The 16,832-nt window shown below is 60.7% G+C and carries 14 protein-coding genes; 10 read left to right on the top strand and 4 right to left on the bottom strand.

Annotated features, from left to right (window positions below; translation table 11 throughout):
- Window positions 1–86 precede the first annotated feature (86 nt).
- Both AABA34_RS00360 and AABA34_RS00355 read left to right on the top strand, forming a co-directional pair.
- Window positions 87–1,415 (top strand): MFS transporter, encoded by a 1,329-nt coding sequence (locus AABA34_RS00360; RefSeq protein WP_338303450.1) that lies wholly within the window; start codon window positions 87–89, stop codon window positions 1,413–1,415.
- A gap of 20 nt (window positions 1,416–1,435) precedes the next feature.
- Window positions 1,436–2,464, top strand: a complete 1,029-nt coding sequence (locus AABA34_RS00355) for a LacI family DNA-binding transcriptional regulator (protein WP_338303449.1) — start codon at window positions 1,436–1,438, stop codon at window positions 2,462–2,464.
- 64 nt (window positions 2,465–2,528) lie between these two features.
- Here AABA34_RS00355 and AABA34_RS00350 read toward each other — a convergent pair whose 3' ends face one another.
- The 3 genes from AABA34_RS00350 to AABA34_RS00340 are packed head-to-tail and all read right to left on the bottom strand — an operon-like array spanning window position 2,529 to window position 7,444.
- On the bottom strand, window positions 2,529–4,418 hold the full coding sequence (locus AABA34_RS00350) for a hydantoinase B/oxoprolinase family protein (RefSeq protein WP_338303448.1): 1,890 nt from the start codon (window positions 4,416–4,418) through the stop codon (window positions 2,529–2,531).
- A 3-nt stretch (window positions 4,419–4,421) separates the two neighbouring features.
- Window positions 4,422–6,479 carry a hydantoinase/oxoprolinase family protein gene (locus AABA34_RS00345; RefSeq protein ID WP_338303447.1) on the bottom strand — a complete coding sequence of 686 codons (2,058 nt, stop codon included), beginning with the start codon at window positions 6,477–6,479 and terminating at the stop codon, window positions 4,422–4,424.
- Between the two features lie 44 nt (window positions 6,480–6,523).
- Window positions 6,524–7,444 (bottom strand): hydroxymethylglutaryl-CoA lyase, encoded by a 921-nt coding sequence (locus tag AABA34_RS00340; RefSeq protein ID WP_338303446.1) that lies wholly within the window; start codon window positions 7,442–7,444, stop codon window positions 6,524–6,526.
- A 186-nt stretch (window positions 7,445–7,630) separates the two neighbouring features.
- On the opposite strand from AABA34_RS00340, the gene AABA34_RS00335 reads away from it, so the two are divergent.
- Window positions 7,631–8,812: a CaiB/BaiF CoA transferase family protein gene (locus AABA34_RS00335; RefSeq protein ID WP_338303445.1), complete on the top strand. Its 1,182-nt coding sequence runs from the start codon at window positions 7,631–7,633 to the stop codon at window positions 8,810–8,812.
- Between the two features lie 4 nt (window positions 8,813–8,816).
- Here the strand turns inward: AABA34_RS00335 and AABA34_RS00330 are convergent, their stop codons facing one another.
- Window positions 8,817–9,494, bottom strand: coding sequence for a GntR family transcriptional regulator (locus AABA34_RS00330; protein ID WP_338303444.1), 678 nt, complete (start codon window positions 9,492–9,494; stop codon window positions 8,817–8,819).
- A gap of 225 nt (window positions 9,495–9,719) precedes the next feature.
- On the opposite strand from AABA34_RS00330, the gene AABA34_RS00325 reads away from it, so the two are divergent.
- From AABA34_RS00325 to AABA34_RS00295, 7 genes are all read left to right on the top strand, one after another.
- Window positions 9,720–10,463: an aspartate/glutamate racemase family protein gene (locus AABA34_RS00325; protein ID WP_338303443.1), complete on the top strand. Its 744-nt coding sequence runs from the start codon at window positions 9,720–9,722 to the stop codon at window positions 10,461–10,463.
- Window positions 10,463–10,894 carry a nuclear transport factor 2 family protein gene (locus tag AABA34_RS00320; protein WP_338303442.1) on the top strand — a complete coding sequence of 144 codons (432 nt, stop codon included), beginning with the start codon at window positions 10,463–10,465 and terminating at the stop codon, window positions 10,892–10,894. The genes AABA34_RS00325 and AABA34_RS00320 overlap by 1 nt, the downstream gene beginning before the upstream one ends.
- Window positions 10,894–11,304 (top strand): nuclear transport factor 2 family protein, encoded by a 411-nt coding sequence (locus AABA34_RS00315; RefSeq protein WP_034955551.1) that lies wholly within the window; start codon window positions 10,894–10,896, stop codon window positions 11,302–11,304. The genes AABA34_RS00320 and AABA34_RS00315 overlap by 1 nt, the downstream gene beginning before the upstream one ends.
- Before the next feature lie 80 nt (window positions 11,305–11,384).
- Window positions 11,385–13,919 (top strand): TonB-dependent receptor, encoded by a 2,535-nt coding sequence (locus AABA34_RS00310; RefSeq protein ID WP_338303441.1) that lies wholly within the window; start codon window positions 11,385–11,387, stop codon window positions 13,917–13,919.
- A 27-nt stretch (window positions 13,920–13,946) separates the two neighbouring features.
- Entirely contained in the window at window positions 13,947–14,579 is a 633-nt protein-coding gene (locus AABA34_RS00305) for an isochorismatase family protein (RefSeq protein ID WP_338303440.1), read from the top strand.
- 91 nt (window positions 14,580–14,670) lie between these two features.
- On the top strand, window positions 14,671–15,819 hold the full coding sequence (locus tag AABA34_RS00300) for an acyl-CoA dehydrogenase family protein (RefSeq protein ID WP_338303439.1): 1,149 nt from the start codon (window positions 14,671–14,673) through the stop codon (window positions 15,817–15,819).
- Window positions 15,819–16,832: an acyl-CoA dehydrogenase family protein gene (locus tag AABA34_RS00295; RefSeq protein WP_051700152.1), complete on the top strand. Its 1,014-nt coding sequence runs from the start codon at window positions 15,819–15,821 to the stop codon at window positions 16,830–16,832. The genes AABA34_RS00300 and AABA34_RS00295 overlap by 1 nt, the downstream gene beginning before the upstream one ends.

The following is a 16,832-nucleotide window of genomic DNA, read 5'->3' as shown; positions in this document are numbered from 1 at the left end:
GTTTGCAAAATGCGCGGAAACGTGTCACTCCTTGTCCGTAGCGTGGCAAAGACCCGCGAACGGGACTGGATCGGGAAAGGCATCATATGACGGGAAAACCCCGGCTTTCGCTGCTGCGAATCATTGAAATGAACATCGGCTTTTTTGGCCTGCAGTTCAGTTTCGGCCTGCAACAGGCCAATATGGGGCCGATCTACGGGTTCCTCGGCGCGGACGAGGCGACAATGCCGCTGCTGTGGCTTGCAGGGCCGATGACGGGTCTGATCATCCAGCCCATCATTGGGGCGATGAGTGACCGGACGAATTCGCGGATGGGGCGACGCACACCCTATTTCCTGATCGGCGCAGTCATCTGCACGCTCAGCCTGTTTGCCATGCCATATTCGAGCGCGCTTTGGATGGCGGCGAGCCTGCTGTGGATCCTCGATGCGGGCAATAACATCACGATGGAGCCGTACCGTGCCTATGTCGCAGACCGGCTCGCGCCCGAGCAACGATCGGTCGGGTTTCTTACGCAAAGCGCGTTTACCGGGCTCGCCCAGACGCTGTCCTATCTTGCTCCTTCGCTTCTGACAGCCTTCGTGGCGCGAGATGTACTGGACGATAACGGCATTCCGGTGATCGTGCGGATCGCCTTTGTAATAGGGGCAATTCTGTCGATCTCCACCATCGCATGGTCGGTCTGGCGCGTTCCGGAATTGCCGCTGAGCGACAAAGAACGTGCTGAACTCGAAGCCAAGCCGCTTACCGTGCGTGCGACCTTCACCGAAATCGTATCCGCGATCCGTGCGATGCCACGCCCGATGAAACAGCTTGCAGGTGCCATGCTTTGCCAATGGTATGCGATGTTCGCTTACTGGCAGTTCATTACATTCGCAGTCGGCCGCAGCATCTATGAAACCAGCGATCCGGCAAGCGCCGCCTTTCGCGAGGCCGTGCTGACGACCCAGCAGGCCGGCGCGTTGTACAACTTCATCGCCTTTCTTGGTGCGCTTGCCCTGATCCCGGTGGTAGCTCGGTTTGGCGCGCGCCACGTGCATGCCGTGTGTCTCGCCGCTTCGGGCGCGGCCATGCTGATGATACCGGGCACCAGCAGCCCGATCGGACTGTTTGCGCTGATGCTGGGAATCGGGATTGGCTGGGCCGGGATGATGGGCAACACCTATGTCATGCTCGCCGATTGCATTCCGCCTGAGCGCAATGGCGTTTACATGGGTGTATTCAATCTGTTCATCGTTATCCCAATGCTGATCCAGACACTTACGATGCCGCTGATGTACGATGCAATTCTCGGCGGTGACCCACGCAATGTCCTGTTGCTGGCAGGTGGCTTGATGCTGGCAGGCGCGGTGGCTACGCTGCGGGTGGATGCCGGACATCGCCAGCCCCGCAACTCACGTCTGGCGCCTGGTTAGAGGGGCGGCTGAGGGAAAGCATGGCCGACAAGGAGGAAACCGGTGGACGGGTGATGGTGCGAACCATCACTGATCTGGCGCGTCTCGCCGGGGTTTCCCCCGGTACGGTTTCGCGCGCTCTTGCTGGCAAAAGTCTCGTCAACGCCAAGACGCGCGAGAAGATTGAAGCCATTGCCCGCGAACACGGGTTCCGCCCCAACCAGATGGCAAGTGGCCTGCGTCGCCAGAAGACGGGCGTGATCGGCGTGATCATCCCGCTGGGTCACGATAGCCGCCAGCAGATTTCCGACGGCTTTTTCATGACGCTGCTTGGTTACCTCGCCGATGAGCTGACGCGTGAGGGATACGACCTGATGCTGCGCCGGGTTGTGCCGGAAAATGATGCCGACTGGCTCGACCGGTTCATCGGCTCCGGCATGATCGACGGGGTAATCGTGATCGGCCAGTCCGACCAGTTCGAGCGGATTGAGGAAGTTGCCGATGGCTATCGCTCGATGGTCGTCTGGGGTAATCACACTGAAGGGCAGCGGCATTGCGTGGTCGGCACCGACAACAGGCTTGGCGGCAGGTTGGCAGCAGAGCGTCTCATTGCTGCGGGCGCAAAGGATCTAGCGTTCCTTGGTGACACAACCGCCATCGAATTTGCCGCTCGTTTTGCTGGTGCGAAGGATGCGGCTCAGCGACTAGGTGTGACGATTACCGCGCTTCCTACCCATCTGTCGCCCGATCGTGCGAGTGAGGAGATCGCCCTCCATCTTGCCCAGAACGCAGGGCGGATAGACGGGATATTCGCGGCCACAGATACTCTTGCGGCACTTTGCTTGACGCAATTGCGCTTGCTAGGGATCAGCGTACCTGAGACGATCAAGCTTGTCGGTTTTGACGATTTGCCTATTGCCTCCCAGACCGTTCCGTCTCTCACTACGGTCAGGCAGGACATAGCCGCAGGAGCGCGTGGCCTCGTCGAGCTCTTGCTGCGAAGGCTGGCAGGACAGGAGACGGAGAGCCTGATTTTGCCCCCGCAACTCATAATGCGCCATTCTGCCTGACGCAGCCTGCGTGGGCGGGACGAAAGGCGGCATCCGATCCCTCAATGCCGCCTTTCGACGTCTGCTATTCAGCCGCCTCGCGCATGTCCGTATGCCACACGGGCTGGATCGGGGCGGGGAGGCCGGTTTCCGCTTCGCAGGCCGCCCGCAGTTCTTCGATACCGGGACCGTAGTCGAACAGCGGGAGTTCGCCGCGTGTCGCCTTGATTTCGGCACGCAGGGCTTCGGTCGCGCTTGCGTCCACCACGCCTTCCGCGTCAGCAACCACGCCATAGGCGCGTGCGCCTTCGGGCGTGACCAGACCCTGCCGGATTTCGAGCCCTACGATAGCCGGATCGCGTTCGAGTGGATCGCCCCATCCGCCTCCGCCCCAGGTGATGAAGTGCAGGAGATCTCCCGCTTTCACTTCGACATCCTCGACCTTGTTGCCGACGATTTCGGTGGAGCCGTCAGCGCGCTCGAGCACTTTCCGGGCGCGCATTCCCGGATGCCCGCCGTTCACGCCCCAAGGCGGCACGAACCAGCGGTCATCATGGATCGCAATGTTGCCATCGGCGAGGAAGCGGTAGGTCATGTGAATGCCGTTGCCACCGCGGTGCACACCGGCACCGCCGCTGTCTGGCTCGGTCGAATAGCGCTCGATCCGCAGCGGGAAATAGCGTTCGAGGAACTCGTTGGGCACGTTGGTAAAGCCCGGCCACAGCGAGTGTCCGTCCGGCCCGTCGCCCAAAGGCCGTCCCGGAATGCCGCCGAAACCGATCTGGAACAGCTGGAACCATTCGCGGTTGCCCTTGCTGGTGTCCCAGCCGGAATAGAACAGGTGCGGCGAGGAAGAGAAGCCGGCCGCATTGAGGAATTCCGGGGTTCCCTGGCCCAGCAATCCGCCCAGAATGTCGAAGATGCGGCCCAGTGCATGGGTGCGGCCCGAAAGCGCGGCGGGGAATTGCGGCTTCAGCAGCGAACCTTCGGGGATACGGACTTCGATCAGGTCGTAGAACCCGTCATTGAACATGATCTGCGGGTCGAAGACCATGATCATGTAGATGCCGAAGAACATCTTGAACATGTTCTCGTTGAGATAGAAGTTGATCGAAGCCGCCGATTGCGGATCGGTCCCGTCGAAATCGAGGATGACCTTGTCGCCCTCGCGACGCATCGTGCACTTGATCTTGTAGGGGCCATAGCCCTTGCCATCGTCGCAGATGTAATCCTCGAAGCTTTTGGGCTCTTCCGACACCGCCATCCCGATCAGCGCCTTCATGGCGCGGTGATTGCGATCAAGCAGCTCCTGCGTGGCGGAGACATAGACATCATCGCCAAACCGGTCTGCCATCTCGATCACGCGGCGTGCGGCGACCCGGCAAGACGCGATCAGCGCGTTGAGGTCCGCCTGGCACCAGTCGGGCTTGCGCGTCTGGTGCATCACCAGCTTCATCAGGTCGGAATTGTATTCGCCCTTCTTCCATATCTTCACCGGAGGAATGCGCACGCCTTCTTCAAAGATGCTGGACGCGCCGATGGGCATGGAGCCTGGGACCATGCCGCCAATGTCGCTCTGGTGGCCGAACATCGCGGTGTAGGCGAGCAGGCGTCCGTCCTTGAACACGGGGAGCAGCACCAGCCAGTCGTTCGAGTGGCTGATGGCCCCTTCGCAGGAATAGGGATCGCTGAGGAAGATCATGTCGCCATCTTCCAGCGTGTCGTCATAGCCTTTCAGGAAGCCGTCGATGAAGCTGCCGAACTGGCCGACAATCATCTTGCCCGATGGATCGGCGATCAGCGGGAAGGCGTCACCCTGTTCGCGAATGCCGGGGGACATGGCGGTGCGCACCAGCGTTGCATCCATCTCGATCCGGGCATTGCGCAGCGCGTTTTCGATGATGTCGAGCGTGACGGGGTCGATCTTGACGCGCTCGAACGGGGTGGGGTTGGTTTCGATGATCTGTGCGGGCATTGTTCAGGCCTCCTGCACGGGATTGATGAGGATGTTGCCGACCTTGTCGACCGTCGCGACGCAGCCGCTTTCGACAAGAGTGGTCGAGTCCATTTCGGTGATGATTGCGGGGCCGGGGATCACGTCCCCCTGACGCAGGCGCGCGCGGTCATAGATTACCGCTGCCTGCTCACGCCCGTCCATCCACAGAGTATGGTCGCGGATCTTCGCCGCCGAGGGATCGCCATCGCCCATCGGCAGTTCCGCTGCGGGAAGCGCGGGCGCCTGACCCAGCGCCACAGCGCGCAGGTTCACGATTTCGTGCGGGGTGTCCATGTTGAAGGTGAACAGCCGCAGATGCTCGTCATCGAAGCGCGCCAGAATGCCTTGGATGCCGTCCGCTTCGAGCACCGATTTGTCGATAGTCAACGGCACTTCGAAAGCCTGCCCGGCATAGCGCACGTCGACTTCGAACTGCACCGTGATCTGGTCTTCCGGGATGCCATCAGCCAGCAATTCACCCCGGGTCTGCGCCGCCATTTCATCAAGCACCGCTTCAAGATCCGCGACGCTCGTGTCCTTGGCGAGCCGGGAGAAGCTCCGCGCGGTTTCGGTGCGCATCTGTGTGGTCGCATCGCCCAAGGCGCACAGAACGCCGGGCGAAACCGGGGAGACGGCTGGCCAGCTTCCCATCAACCGGGCAACCGCGTTGACATGCAGCGGGCCGGCGCCGCCAAAGCCCATCAGCGCGAATTCACGCGGGTCATAGCCCTGTTGCACGCTGATCATGCGCAGTGCGCCGAACATGTTTTCGTTGACGATATCGATGATCCCGCGCGCCGCCTCCATCAGGGTCACGCCCAAAGCATCGGCGATGGTCTGCACCGCTGCCTTTGCGCCTTCGCGATCAAGCCGGAAGCTGCCGCCCAGCAGGTCTTCGGGAAGATAGCCCAGCACGACATTGGCATCGGTGACGGTCGGCAGAGTTCCGCCCTTGTTGTAGGCAACCGGGCCCGGCACCGCGCCCGCGCTTTCCGGGCCGACGCGCAGCGCCTTGGTCAATTCGGGAACGTGCGCGATCGAGCCGCCGCCTGCGCCCACCGTCTTCACGTCCAGTGCCGATGCCCGCACGGACAAGTGCCCGACTTCGGTCGTGCGCACCCGGCGCGCTTCCAGCCCTTCGATCAAAGCCACGTCGGTTGAAGTGCCGCCCACATCCAGCGTCAGGATGTTCTTGAGCCCGGCGTTCTTCGCCACCCATTTCGCGCCGGTAACGCCGCCTGCGGGGCCGGACATCAGGATGTTGACCGGATGCTCTTCGGCCTTGTGGCTGCTCATCAGCCCGCCGTCAGACCGCAGCAGCGAGAGCTTGCCTTCAAGCCCTTCGTCCTCAAGCTTGGTGCGCAGGTTGGAGACATATTTGCTCACCACCGGCCGCACCGCCGCATTGGCGACGGTCGACAGCGTGCGTTCGTATTCCTGCATTTCGGGCAGCACTTCGTGGCTGAGCGAGACGGGAATGCCGGGCAATTCTTCCGCAGCGATTTCGCCGATGCGCTTTTCATGCGCGCCGTTGACATAGGCGTTGATGAGGCTGACCGTCAGCGCTTCTATCCCGTTCGCCTTCAACTTGCGCAGGGCGGCGCGCACCGCGTCTTCATCGAGCGGGCGCACTTCCTTGCCATCCGCACCCATCCGGCCCGGCGCCTCAACCGTGTCTTCGAGCGCGGCGAGCGGCTGCGGCTTGGGCCAGACGATCCACGCGGCAAGACCACCGGGGACGAAGCTGCGCGCGATCTGCATGATGTCGCGATAGCCTTCGGTGGTGACCAGCCCGACCTTTGCACCCTTGCCTTCCAGAACCGCATTGGTGGCGACGGTGGTGCCGTGCAGAAAATAAGCGATATCCTTGGCCGAAACGCCCGCCTCGGCCGTGATCGCCTTCACCCCGTTCAGAATCCCTTCGGAGCTGTCATGCGGGGTCGACGGCGTCTTGTGCCGCCAGAATTTGCCCGTGGCCTCATCAAACAACAGCAGGTCGGTAAACGTGCCGCCCACATCAACGCCCAGTCTGTAAGTCATACTCTCTCCCGGATCGCCCCAATGTTCGGGCCGGTTTGGAATGGTCAGGCCGCGCGTGCGACCCGTGAAGGCAGTTCGCGGCCCAGCACCCGTGCAAAGCCGCGGTTGGTCTGGATGACGGCATCAAGATCGATGCCGGCGTCGATCCCTGAACGCTCCATCATGTAGATAAGGTCCTCGGTTGCGATATTTCCCGTCGCCTTGGGGGCGAAGGGGCATCCGCCCAGTCCGCCGAGCGAGGCATCGAACGCGCGAACGCCCGACTTGTAGGCGGCCCATGCATTGGCGATGCCAGTCCCGCGCGTGTCATGGAAATGGCAGCGCATGGGGATGCGGCCACCCAGAAGATTGCCCAGCCTGCCGAAGAGGTCTTCGACTTGAGCGGGCACACCCACGCCGATCGTGTCGGCCAGAGCGATTTCGACCGGGTCTTCGGCGGCCATTTCCTCGGCAATGGCCAGCACCGTTTCGGGCTTGACCTCGCCTTCGAACGGACAGCCGAACGCCGCCGAAATGGTGACCTGTGCACAAAGCCCCTCAGCCTTGGCAAAGCGGATCATGGCGCGATTTTCGGCGATCCCTTCGGCGATTGTCTGGCCCTGATTCTTCTGCCCGAAGGTATCGGAGGCAACCAGCACGCAGCCCGCCTGGTCTATTCCGCGCCTGCCGCCTTCCTTGGTGGCGAGCCCGCGCATCACCCCACGCTTGTTGAGGGTGAGGCCGATGTAGGTCACGTCATTGCGATCGGGCAGGCCGGCGATGACGTCTTCGGCATCGGCCATTTGCGGGACGCGGACAGGATGAACGAAACTCGCCACCTCCAGCCGCCGCGCGCCATAGCTGATCATGCGATTGATAAGCGCCAGCTTGTCAGCGGTCGATACGATATCCGGCTCGTTCTGAAGCCCGTCGCGGGGGCCGACTTCGACGAGTTCGATACTCGGCTGCGAGCCTGTTTGGGACATGAGGATTCGCTCTTGCGTGCTGACAGGGATGCGAGACAGATACGCAAATTGTATACAAATGCAAATGCCATGATATAGGCGCAGCAACCCCTGACCGCCTTCTGTAAGCGCCTGAATACCTTTTAGGCTGCTTTCAGCACCTCCTCAGTGTCGTTCAGGGTGAATGCGAATCGGAAAGGTTTTTTCATGGCTCAGGGTGCACTTGCCGGACTGCGGTTGATCGAGATGGGGCAGCTCATCGCGGGGCCGTTCTGCGGGCAATTGATGGCCGATCATGGCGCCGAGGTGATCAAGATCGAGCCTCCCAAGGTAGGCGATGCCATGCGCAATTGGGGGCAGGGCATCCCGCTGTGGTTCTCCGTCGTTGCGCGCAACAAGAAGTCGATCACGCTGAACCTGCGGGATAAGGAAGGGCAGGATATCGTCCGCAAGCTGGCGGCAAAGTCAGACTTCCTGCTCGAGAATTTCCGGCCCGGAACGCTGGAGCGGTGGAACCTGGGATGGGATGAACTCCACGCCATCAACGAAGCGCTGATCATGATTCGCGTATCAGGCTATGGCCAGTCCGGCCCCTATTCGGCCCGCGCCGGATATGGCGGCATCGGCGAGGCGATGGGCGGAATGCGTTACATCGCAGGCGAGCCGGATCGCCCGCCGAGCCGCGCCGGTCTGTCGATCGGGGATTCGCTCGCGGCGACCTACGCCTGCCTTGGCGCGCTGATGGCGCTCAACCACCGGCACCAGACCGGCAAGGGCCAGGTGGTGGATTCGGCGATTTACGAAGCCGTGCTTGCGATGATGGAATCGACCGTGCCCGAATACACGGTGACGGGCCATATTCGTGAGCGGACCGGATCAATCCTGCCCAAGATCGCGCCTTCCAACGTTTATCCGACCAGCGATGGCAGCGTGCTCGTGGCGGGCAATCAGGACAGTGTGTGGAAGCGCATGGCGACGATGATGGGGATGCCCGAACTGGGCGATGATCCGCGTTTCAACAGCCACGTTGCGCGCGGCGCCCGCCAGGCCGAACTCGATGACCTGATCGGCGAATGGACGAAGCAATACACGAGTCAGCAAGTGCTTGATATGTGTGAGGAACATGGTGTTCCCGCGGGCAATATCTATCGCGCTCCGGAAATGCTCGCAGACCCGCATTTTGCGGCCCGCGAATCCATCATCGAGCGCCCGCACCCGCGGCACGAAAACTTCAAGATGCAGAATGTCGCCCCCCGCCTTTCGGAAACTCCCGGCCATGTCGAATGGGTCGGCCCCGAGTTGGGTCAGCACAATGAGGAAATCTACGGCGAGCTGCTTGGTATGGACAGCCAGGCGATGAGCGACCTTCAGGAGCGCGGGATCATCTAGGCGGTTATTCCGCGGCCTCGCGATCGTCATTGGCTGCAGGCGAGCTTTCGGCTGCGTCGGCGAATGTGTGGAAGGCGCGGCGCAGGTGGCTGCCCATGACGCCTTTCGCCCAGACCGGATCATGCGCACGAAAGGCTGCAATCAATTCGTCGTGATCGCGTGCAGATTGCTTCAGGTCATCGACGGAGTAATTCCGTGCCGTTCGCAAAACGATGGGCTGTTCGACCAGCTGTGAAAGCACGTGAGCCAAGCGAGGGGAGCGTGCGGCGTTGGTGATGATTTCGTGGAATTCCCGATTGAGATCCAGGAATCGAACCACGTCTGGCGGTTCGCATTCGACTGCCTCGTGCAGCTTGCGATTGAGAGCTTCAAGCGCGTCGATCTCATCATCGCTTAGTCGATTTGCCGCTCGCTGGGCGGCGTGGCCTTCGATCATCTGCCTCAGCGTGAACATTTCGTCGATATCGTCGCGCGACCAATCGGCAACGAAGATCCGTTTCGAAGGGCTGCGTACGAGCAGCATTTCGGTTTCGAGCCGCCGCATTGCTTCACGCACGGGGGTGCGGCTGACACCGGCGATTTCCGCCAACTGTTCTTCGGTGACCTGAGATCCGGGCGCGGCATTACCGCTCAGCAGAAAACCGCGGATCTTGCTGTAGGCGGTGTCCGAGGCGCGGCTCATGAAACCGCTCCGGCAAGCAGGGCTGAAGGGGTTAAAAAGGAGGCTGAAGGCGTCACAGAGCTTCGAGCCTGACCCTCAACGTCCGCGAGACGCTCCAAGATGTGACCAATTTCCAACATTGGAGATCCCTTCCAACAGCATTTCCACGCCAATACCAATTTTCCTTGACGATCACAAATTGTATACAATAGGTCGCATGCGAGGGAGACTTTTGGAATGCCCCCAATGCACCGCATCAAGGTAATTGTCCCCATCCCTATGGATGAAGCGGGAGTTGCCAATCGTGCCGAGCAATTGCCGGAGGGTTTCGTTCGCTCCGGTTTCCAGCCTGAATTCGAAGCAGTGAAATGGGGGGCCGCGTTAGGCGACTCCTATCATGATACGCTGCTGATGGACTGGACCGTATTCCAAGCGGGAGTGACTGCCGAAGCGGAGGGCTTTGCCGGAGTTTTGATCGACACGGTGAGCGACAGCGGGCTGCGGCCCTTGCGTTCGGCCTTGAACATACCCGTGGTCGGCCCGGGCGAGGCCAGCTTCGCCATGGCGATGATGCTAGGAAAGAAGTTCTCCGTTCTCACCATGTGGCCCGAATGGTTCCCGCTCTATCAGAAGACATTGACCGAATATGGCTGGTGGGACCGATGTGCATCGCTACGATCGATCGATACGAGACCGGACGTTACCGAATTGCTGGAAGGCAAGGAGGAAGTGGTTTTCGCCAAGCTGAAGGCGGAGGCCATCAAAGCAATCGAAAAGGATGGCGCTGACGTGATCGTGCTCGGCTCCACCACGATGCACCAGTCGGCCGCCTATCTCGATAGCGAGTTGCCGATCCCTGTGCTGAATCCCGGGCAGGTTGCCTACAAGCTTCTGGAAACCCAGATCGAACTGGGCCTGACCCATTCGAAGAAGGCTTTCCCCGCACCCGAAGTCCCCAAGACCGAAGATATCCGAAAGGGGTGGTACTGATGAGCGAATGGAGTGAGGGCGGCCTTGGTCAGGCGCCACAACCCTATCCCTATTACGTCGATATCGTGACCAAGCGCTATTTCGACGGGGTGGACAACAAGCAAATGGACAAGGTCCTAGATTGTTTCACACCCGATGCCAGCCTGCACGAAGTGACCAGCGATACTCTGCATCAGGGGCGTGACGCGATCCGTGCCATGTTCGTCAAGCTGTTCGCCGACTTTGAAAGCATCTGGCACGGCAATTTCGTTCACACTGCCGATCCCCAGAGCAATGCGATCTGCAGCCAGTTCACCGTGCTTATCACCCCTAATGGGGGCGAGGAATTGCGGTACGAGAATTGCAACCGCTTTTATCTGAAGGGCGACAGGTTTCACCGCGTGTATGTCTATATGTCTGGTGACAATCTGCTGAAGGAAGGAGACGCCTGATGCAGTACGAACCTTCCCTTTCGCGGGCTGAACTCATCGACTTTGCGACGATGAAGTACTTCGCCAATGTCGATGCGAAGAACATGGAGGCGACGCTGGATTGTTTCCATGACGAGGCGCTGTTCTGTGTCCAGACAGCCTTCACAAGGCACAGCGGCAAGGCCGAAATCCGGCGCATGTTCGAAGATTTCTTCGGTGCATACGAGACCATAATCCATCGCGATTTCACCTGCACCGTTGACGAGGCGCACGGGCGGATTGCGGCCAGTTTCGTGGCCGAACTGCACGATGCGGACGGCGCGGTCACGCTCCTCAACAATACCAATTTCTGGCGCATGCGACCCGGCGTTGACGGGCCGAAATTCCAGGAAGTCTACGTCTACATGAGCGGCGCCAACGTGCTCACCTAAGGGCGCGTTCAGCCAATACCGAATTCCGACGGGAGGGGTCGGGTAACAAACACAGGTTCGATTCAGGGAAGGACCAGGCAATGAAAATATCCAAGACCACCCTCGTTTGCGGCGCAGCAGTTGCCGCGCTTGCAGCCACCGCTCCTGTGCATGCGCAGGACAACGAGGCCGGCGAAACCGCGCAGGAAGGCGATAACGCCATCATCGTTACAGCCCGCCGGCAGTCTGAAACATTGGCAGAAGTTCCTGCCGCCGTGACCGTGTTCACCACCGAAACGCTCCAGCGGGCCGGGATCGAGCGCGCTGACGAATTCGTGCAGCTGACACCCGGCGTCACCATCGTCACGGGCACCGCCGAAGCGGGCGACACCCAGATCAACATTCGCGGCATCAACGGCGCGCGCGACGCGGAAAGCTCGGTCGCGCTGGTGGTCGACGGTATCCTCAAGACCAACACAGCGCAGCTGAACCAGGATCAGGGCACGCTGCGCCAGATCGAAATCCTGAAAGGTCCACAGGGGGCGCTTTATGGCCGTAACGCTGCCGCAGGCGCGATCGTCGTGCAGACGCTCAAGCCGGGTGACTTTCTCGAAGGTGGCGTTGTCGCGAGGGTCGCCGAAGACAACACCTACAGCGCCAACGGCTATATCTCGACGCCAATCGGCGAAGGGGCGGGGCTGGTCCTGTCCGGCAGCTACTTCACCAGCGACGGTTTCTTCTTCAACCGTTTCCTCAATGATAAGGTCGTCGATGATCAGGAAATCTGGTCGATTGATGGGCGCTTCGTTGCAGATCTGGGCCCGAACACCGAGCTGGATCTGAAAGCACGCTATGCCGACCTTTCCGGCGCGTCGATCAACTTCAACGCAGCCTTCCACCTGCCGAATTTTGCAGGGGTCGATCCGGCGTTCTTCGAGGACGTGAACCAGCATCCGTTCGACTACTACTCGAACATCCGCCCGACAAACGATCAAACCACCTTCGAGGCTTCGGCCAAGGTTGAGCATGACTTTGGCGACGTCACTCTGACGGCGTGGGCTCTTTACAGTGATGTCGATCAGGCGTTGACTGCTGACGGTACGTCGGCGGACTTTGCAAGGTTCACTTTCCCCGGAGCCACTCCGGCTTCGGTCGCGGCGTCAAACTCGTGCTTTGGCACGACCGCACAACTCACTGGCTTCCCGATTAACGCGCCCACCTTTATCGGCCAGACGCCGATCCCGTTCATCTTCGATCCGGCAACCGGATCGACGTTCGGGCCTTACAGCCCGACAACGTGCGATGGGACCCAATACCAAAGCCGTGAGCAGACCGATATCAGCGCGGAAATCCGGCTTGCGTCGAATGGCAGCGGGCCGGTCGAGTGGCAGATCGGAGCCTATTATCTGCACATCGATCGCGAAACCGGCGTGAGCCTTGGTGCCGATCTGGGGCAGGGTGTAATCTCGCAGCTTTACAATGCGCCGGATTCCGCGAACCCCACAACGCAGCTGTTCAACGATGATTTTTCGACTGATGTCTATGCGGCTTTCGCCTCGGTCGATTTCGAAGTAACCGACCGTTTCGAAATCGGAGTTGCGGGCCGTTATGACGTCGAAGAGCGCTCGGCGCGCAATCTCGTCCCGACCGTTTTCGATCCCTTCACCGGCGGCCCGATCAATCCGGGCCAGCAGGTCGTGGGCGGTGTGGTCCAGCCGATTGCCGACCAGTCCGAAACCTTCAAGCAATTCCAGCCGAAGATTTCGCTGCGTTATGAACTGGCCGACGATGTGAACTTCTACGCCAACTGGGGCATCGGCTTCAAATCGGGCGGGTTCAACAACCAGGGCTCAGCCGCGATCGTCGATCAGAACTTCAACCAGTTCATTGGCACCAACGTCCTGATCGAGGATATCTATCGCAAGGAACGCTCGAGCGCTTTCGAGGCCGGGATCAAGGGTTCGACCGCCGGTGGCCGCCTGACCTTCGATCTGGCGGGTTATTACACCGAAATCGACGACATGCAGTTCTTCGAATTCTTTGTCGGCGCGTTCGGCCTGCTGCGCGTGGTTTCGAACATCGACGAAGTCGAAGTCTACGGTGCGGAAGCCAACCTGACGTTCGAGATCATTCCGGGCTGGGACATCTACGGTTCGGCCAACGTGACCGAAAGCGAGATCAAGGCGAACGCTTCGCGCCCGAACACGGTCGGCAACGAATCCCCGTACACGTCGGACTACACCATCAACATGGGCACTCAGATCGAGGCACCGCTGGCGGATTCGTTCGATCTGGTTGTGCGTGCCGACTACCGGATTACCGGCCCCACGTGGTTCCATACGGTCCAGAACAACACCTCGCCGACTTTGTTCAGCGGTCTGTTGCCGGGTTCGGCGCTCGGGCTGCCGGCTTTTGTGGGTGATGCCGACTATTCGATCACCGAGCGTGAAGCCTTTGGCGTGCTTGATCTCAGGGTCGGGCTTGAAGGCGAAACGTGGAACATCACCGCATTCGCCGACAACCTGCTCAATCGCGAGTATCTGAACGAGGTCATTCCGGCTATCGAGTTTGGCGGATCGTTCATCTCGCCCGGCGCGCGTCGCCGGTTGGGAGTGGAATTCGGCTACAAGTTCTGAGGCAGTCTGCAAAAGGGAGCTCTTCGGGTGAGCAATAATGAAGACGTACGGAGCAACTACGCTGGCGTCTTCGATGGACGGATCGGGTTCGGCCAGCGGCCGGCCCTGATCCTGATAGATTTTGTCGAGGCGTATTTCGCGCCCGGCAGTCCCTTGTATGCCGATGTACGCCCGGCTCTCGACGCGGCGCTTGCCCTAAGGGCGGTGGCGCGTGAGGCCGGGGTGCCTGTGATCTACACCAATGTCGTCTATCACCCTTCCATGAAGGATGGTGGGCGGTTCGCGCAAAAGATCGGTGCACTTTCGAGCTTTGTACGCGGCAATCCTTTGGGTGACTGGCCCGAAGGGTTGGTGCCGGCAGAAGACGAGCTGGTAATCTCCAAGCAATACGCCAGCTGCTTCTTCGGTACGTCTCTGGCCGCAACCCTCACTGCGGGCGGGCATGACAGCCTGATCATCACCGGGCTTTCCACCAGCGGATGCGTGCGCGCCACTTGCGTCGATGCCTGCCAGAACGGCTTCATCCCGATTGTGGTGGAGGAAGCGGTGAGCGATCGGCATGATCATGTCCACCAGGCCAACCTGTTCGACATGAATTCCAAATATGGCGATGTCGTCAGCCTTGCGGAGGCGAAAGCGCATCTCGCATCGCTCGCATAGGCTTCGCACTCCCAAATATGCGGCTGGAAACCTGCGGTTTGCGTGGCAATACGGCATGAGCTAGCGAGCAATCAGGAAATTATCCGCGCCCATGTTCCAATTCCCTCGTCTCGAATTCGATCCTTCCGCAGATGCCCTGCGGGAAGAGGTTCGCGGCTTTCTTGCCGACGAGCTTCAAAGCGGCGGTTTCACCCCGGCTGCGGATTGCTGGGTTTCTGCTGCCGATCCCGAATTCAGTCGCAAGATGGGCGCGCGTGGCTGGCTCGGCATGACCTGGCCCTCGGAATTTGGCGGGCATGATCGTCCCGTCGCGCACCGCTTTGTTGTGACCGAGGAGATGCTCGCGGCAGGTGCGCCCGTCGCTGCGCACTGGATCGCTGATCGCCAGACGGGCAGCCATATCTTGCGCTATGGCACGCAGGAGCAAAGACAGACGATCCTGCCCCGGATTGCTGCGGGGGAATGCTTCACCGCAATCGGGATGAGCGAGCCGCAAGCGGGATCAGACCTCGCGGCGATCAAGACTTCTGCCCGTCGCACCGATAATGGCTGGGTCCTGTCGGGCCGCAAGATCTGGTCCACCGGGGCGCATTTCTCGCACTACATGATCGTCCTTGCGCGAACCTCCCCGGCCGAAGGGCGCAACCGGCAAGTGGGCCTGTCGCAATTCCTCGTCGACCTCTCGCTTCCCGGCATCGATATTTCCGGCATCCGCGATCTGGGTGGAACACCGCATTTCAACGAGACTTTGTTCGACAATGTCGAACTTCCCGAAGACGCACTGTTGGGCACCGAAGGCAATGGCTGGGCGCAATGCATGGGCGAACTGGCGCTGGAGCGATCCGGGCCGGAGCGGTTCCTGACATCGCTTGTGGTGCTGGAAAAGGCGCTGCCGTTGATTGCGGCCCATGCCGATGCACGGCGCGCGATAGAGGTTGGATCGATCCTCGCCAATCTGCGCGTGCTGCGGCGCATGTCACTGGGCGTGGCGGAGATGCTGGAGCGCGGCGAAAGCCCGGCGACCGCTGCGTGCGTGGTAAAGGAAATGGGCAACCGGCTGGAAAATGACATCGTCCAGCGGCTTCGTGGCATGCTTACGGGGATACCCAGAAACGAATGGCCCGATGGTTTCAACGGTTTGTTGCGAGAGGCGATTCTCCACCTCCCGTCAAATACCCTGCGTGGGGGCACCACCGAAATCCTGCGTGGTATCATTGCCCGTGAAATGGGGATGCGGTGATGGACCGGGATGACTTCGCGATGATCGCAGAGGGGCTCGATCGAATTCTGACCGATGCCCCGCTCGACGCAATCGACAAGGCCGGAGGGCTTGGGCCTGAAGCCGATGCCCTTTGGCAGACGCTGGAGGAGAGCGGATACATCCTGCTCTGCGCAAGCGAGGGGCATGGCGGGTCCGGCGCTGCACTGGCCGACATCCTGCCGCTGGCGGCACTCGCGGCGCGGCATGCGGCTGCGACCCCGTTGGCCGATACCATTCTTGCAACCGGACTATTATCAGCAGCAGGTCAGCAGCCACCGGCATTGCGGATCGGATTGATCGACCCGCTTGCTCCCGATGCTCCGATTGCTCATGCCAGCCAGATCGACGCCGTGCTTTCCCTTGAAGACGGCAGACTGCGCTTAATGCGGATCGAAAGAGGTGACATTCGGCCGGTGCATCAGGCGGAGGATGGCGCGGGGAGACTTTTGCGCCAGCCAGCCGGTGTTCTTGTTGATTGTGCTGCGCCTGAATGGCTCATACCGGACGCTTTTCGCGCGCTTGCTGCCTTGATTAGGGCTAGCCAGATGGCAGGTGCGATGGAGGCGGTGCTCGGCCTCAGCCTTGACTACACCCGTGACCGTGAACAGTTCGGACGGCCCTTGGCCAAGTTTCAGGCGATCCAGCACCATCTTTCCGATATCGCTTGTGAAACCGCCGCGGCGATGGCGGCTGTCGAGATGGCGGGGGATGCGCTTTGCGCAGATGTCGAGGTTGGTCCGCGCGTGATCGACGAGATCGCTATTGCCAAGACCCGATGCGGCGAGGCAGCCTCGCGTGTCGCAGCTGCCGCGCATCAGGCGCATGGAGCCATGGGTTTCACCCGCGAATACGCGCTGGGTCGCTACACCCGGCGGCTATGGCAATGGCAGGACGAATTCGGCAGCGAAACGGAGTGGGCCGAATTGCTCGGGAAGTCGGTCCTTGCCCATCCTGCCCCGTGCCTCTGGCCGCGCATCAGCCAACCCATTTAG

This window comes from Erythrobacter sp. Dej080120_24 (assembly GCF_036322605.1).
In the GTDB taxonomy this organism is placed as follows: Bacteria; Pseudomonadota; Alphaproteobacteria; order Sphingomonadales; family Sphingomonadaceae; genus Erythrobacter; species Erythrobacter aurantius.
Note: the sequence above shows the minus strand (reverse complement) of the source record. Positions and strands in the feature narration are given on the sequence as shown.

Excerpts from the sequence above, each read along its gene's own strand:
- AABA34_RS00310 (WP_338303441.1), top strand. The coding sequence starts at position 11,385 with ATGAAAATATCCAAGACCACCCTCGTTTGCGGCGCAGCAGTTGCCGCG.
- AABA34_RS00325 (WP_338303443.1), top strand. The coding sequence starts at position 9,720 with ATGCACCGCATCAAGGTAATTGTCCCCATCCCTATGGATGAAGCGGGA.
- AABA34_RS00300 (WP_338303439.1), top strand. The coding sequence starts at position 14,671 with ATGTTCCAATTCCCTCGTCTCGAATTCGATCCTTCCGCAGATGCCCTG.
- AABA34_RS00345 (WP_338303447.1), bottom strand. The coding sequence starts at position 6,479 with ATGACTTACAGACTGGGCGTTGATGTGGGCGGCACGTTTACCGACCTG.
- AABA34_RS00320 (WP_338303442.1), top strand. The coding sequence starts at position 10,463 with ATGAGCGAATGGAGTGAGGGCGGCCTTGGTCAGGCGCCACAACCCTAT.
- AABA34_RS00335 (WP_338303445.1), top strand. The coding sequence starts at position 7,631 with ATGGCTCAGGGTGCACTTGCCGGACTGCGGTTGATCGAGATGGGGCAG.
- AABA34_RS00355 (WP_338303449.1), top strand. The coding sequence starts at position 1,436 with ATGGCCGACAAGGAGGAAACCGGTGGACGGGTGATGGTGCGAACCATC.
- AABA34_RS00315 (WP_034955551.1), top strand. The coding sequence starts at position 10,894 with ATGCAGTACGAACCTTCCCTTTCGCGGGCTGAACTCATCGACTTTGCG.
- AABA34_RS00330 (WP_338303444.1), bottom strand. The coding sequence starts at position 9,494 with ATGAGCCGCGCCTCGGACACCGCCTACAGCAAGATCCGCGGTTTTCTG.
- AABA34_RS00360 (WP_338303450.1), top strand. The coding sequence starts at position 87 with ATGACGGGAAAACCCCGGCTTTCGCTGCTGCGAATCATTGAAATGAAC.
- AABA34_RS00350 (WP_338303448.1), bottom strand. The coding sequence starts at position 4,418 with ATGCCCGCACAGATCATCGAAACCAACCCCACCCCGTTCGAGCGCGTC.
- AABA34_RS00295 (WP_051700152.1), top strand. The coding sequence starts at position 15,819 with ATGGACCGGGATGACTTCGCGATGATCGCAGAGGGGCTCGATCGAATT.
- AABA34_RS00340 (WP_338303446.1), bottom strand. The coding sequence starts at position 7,444 with ATGTCCCAAACAGGCTCGCAGCCGAGTATCGAACTCGTCGAAGTCGGC.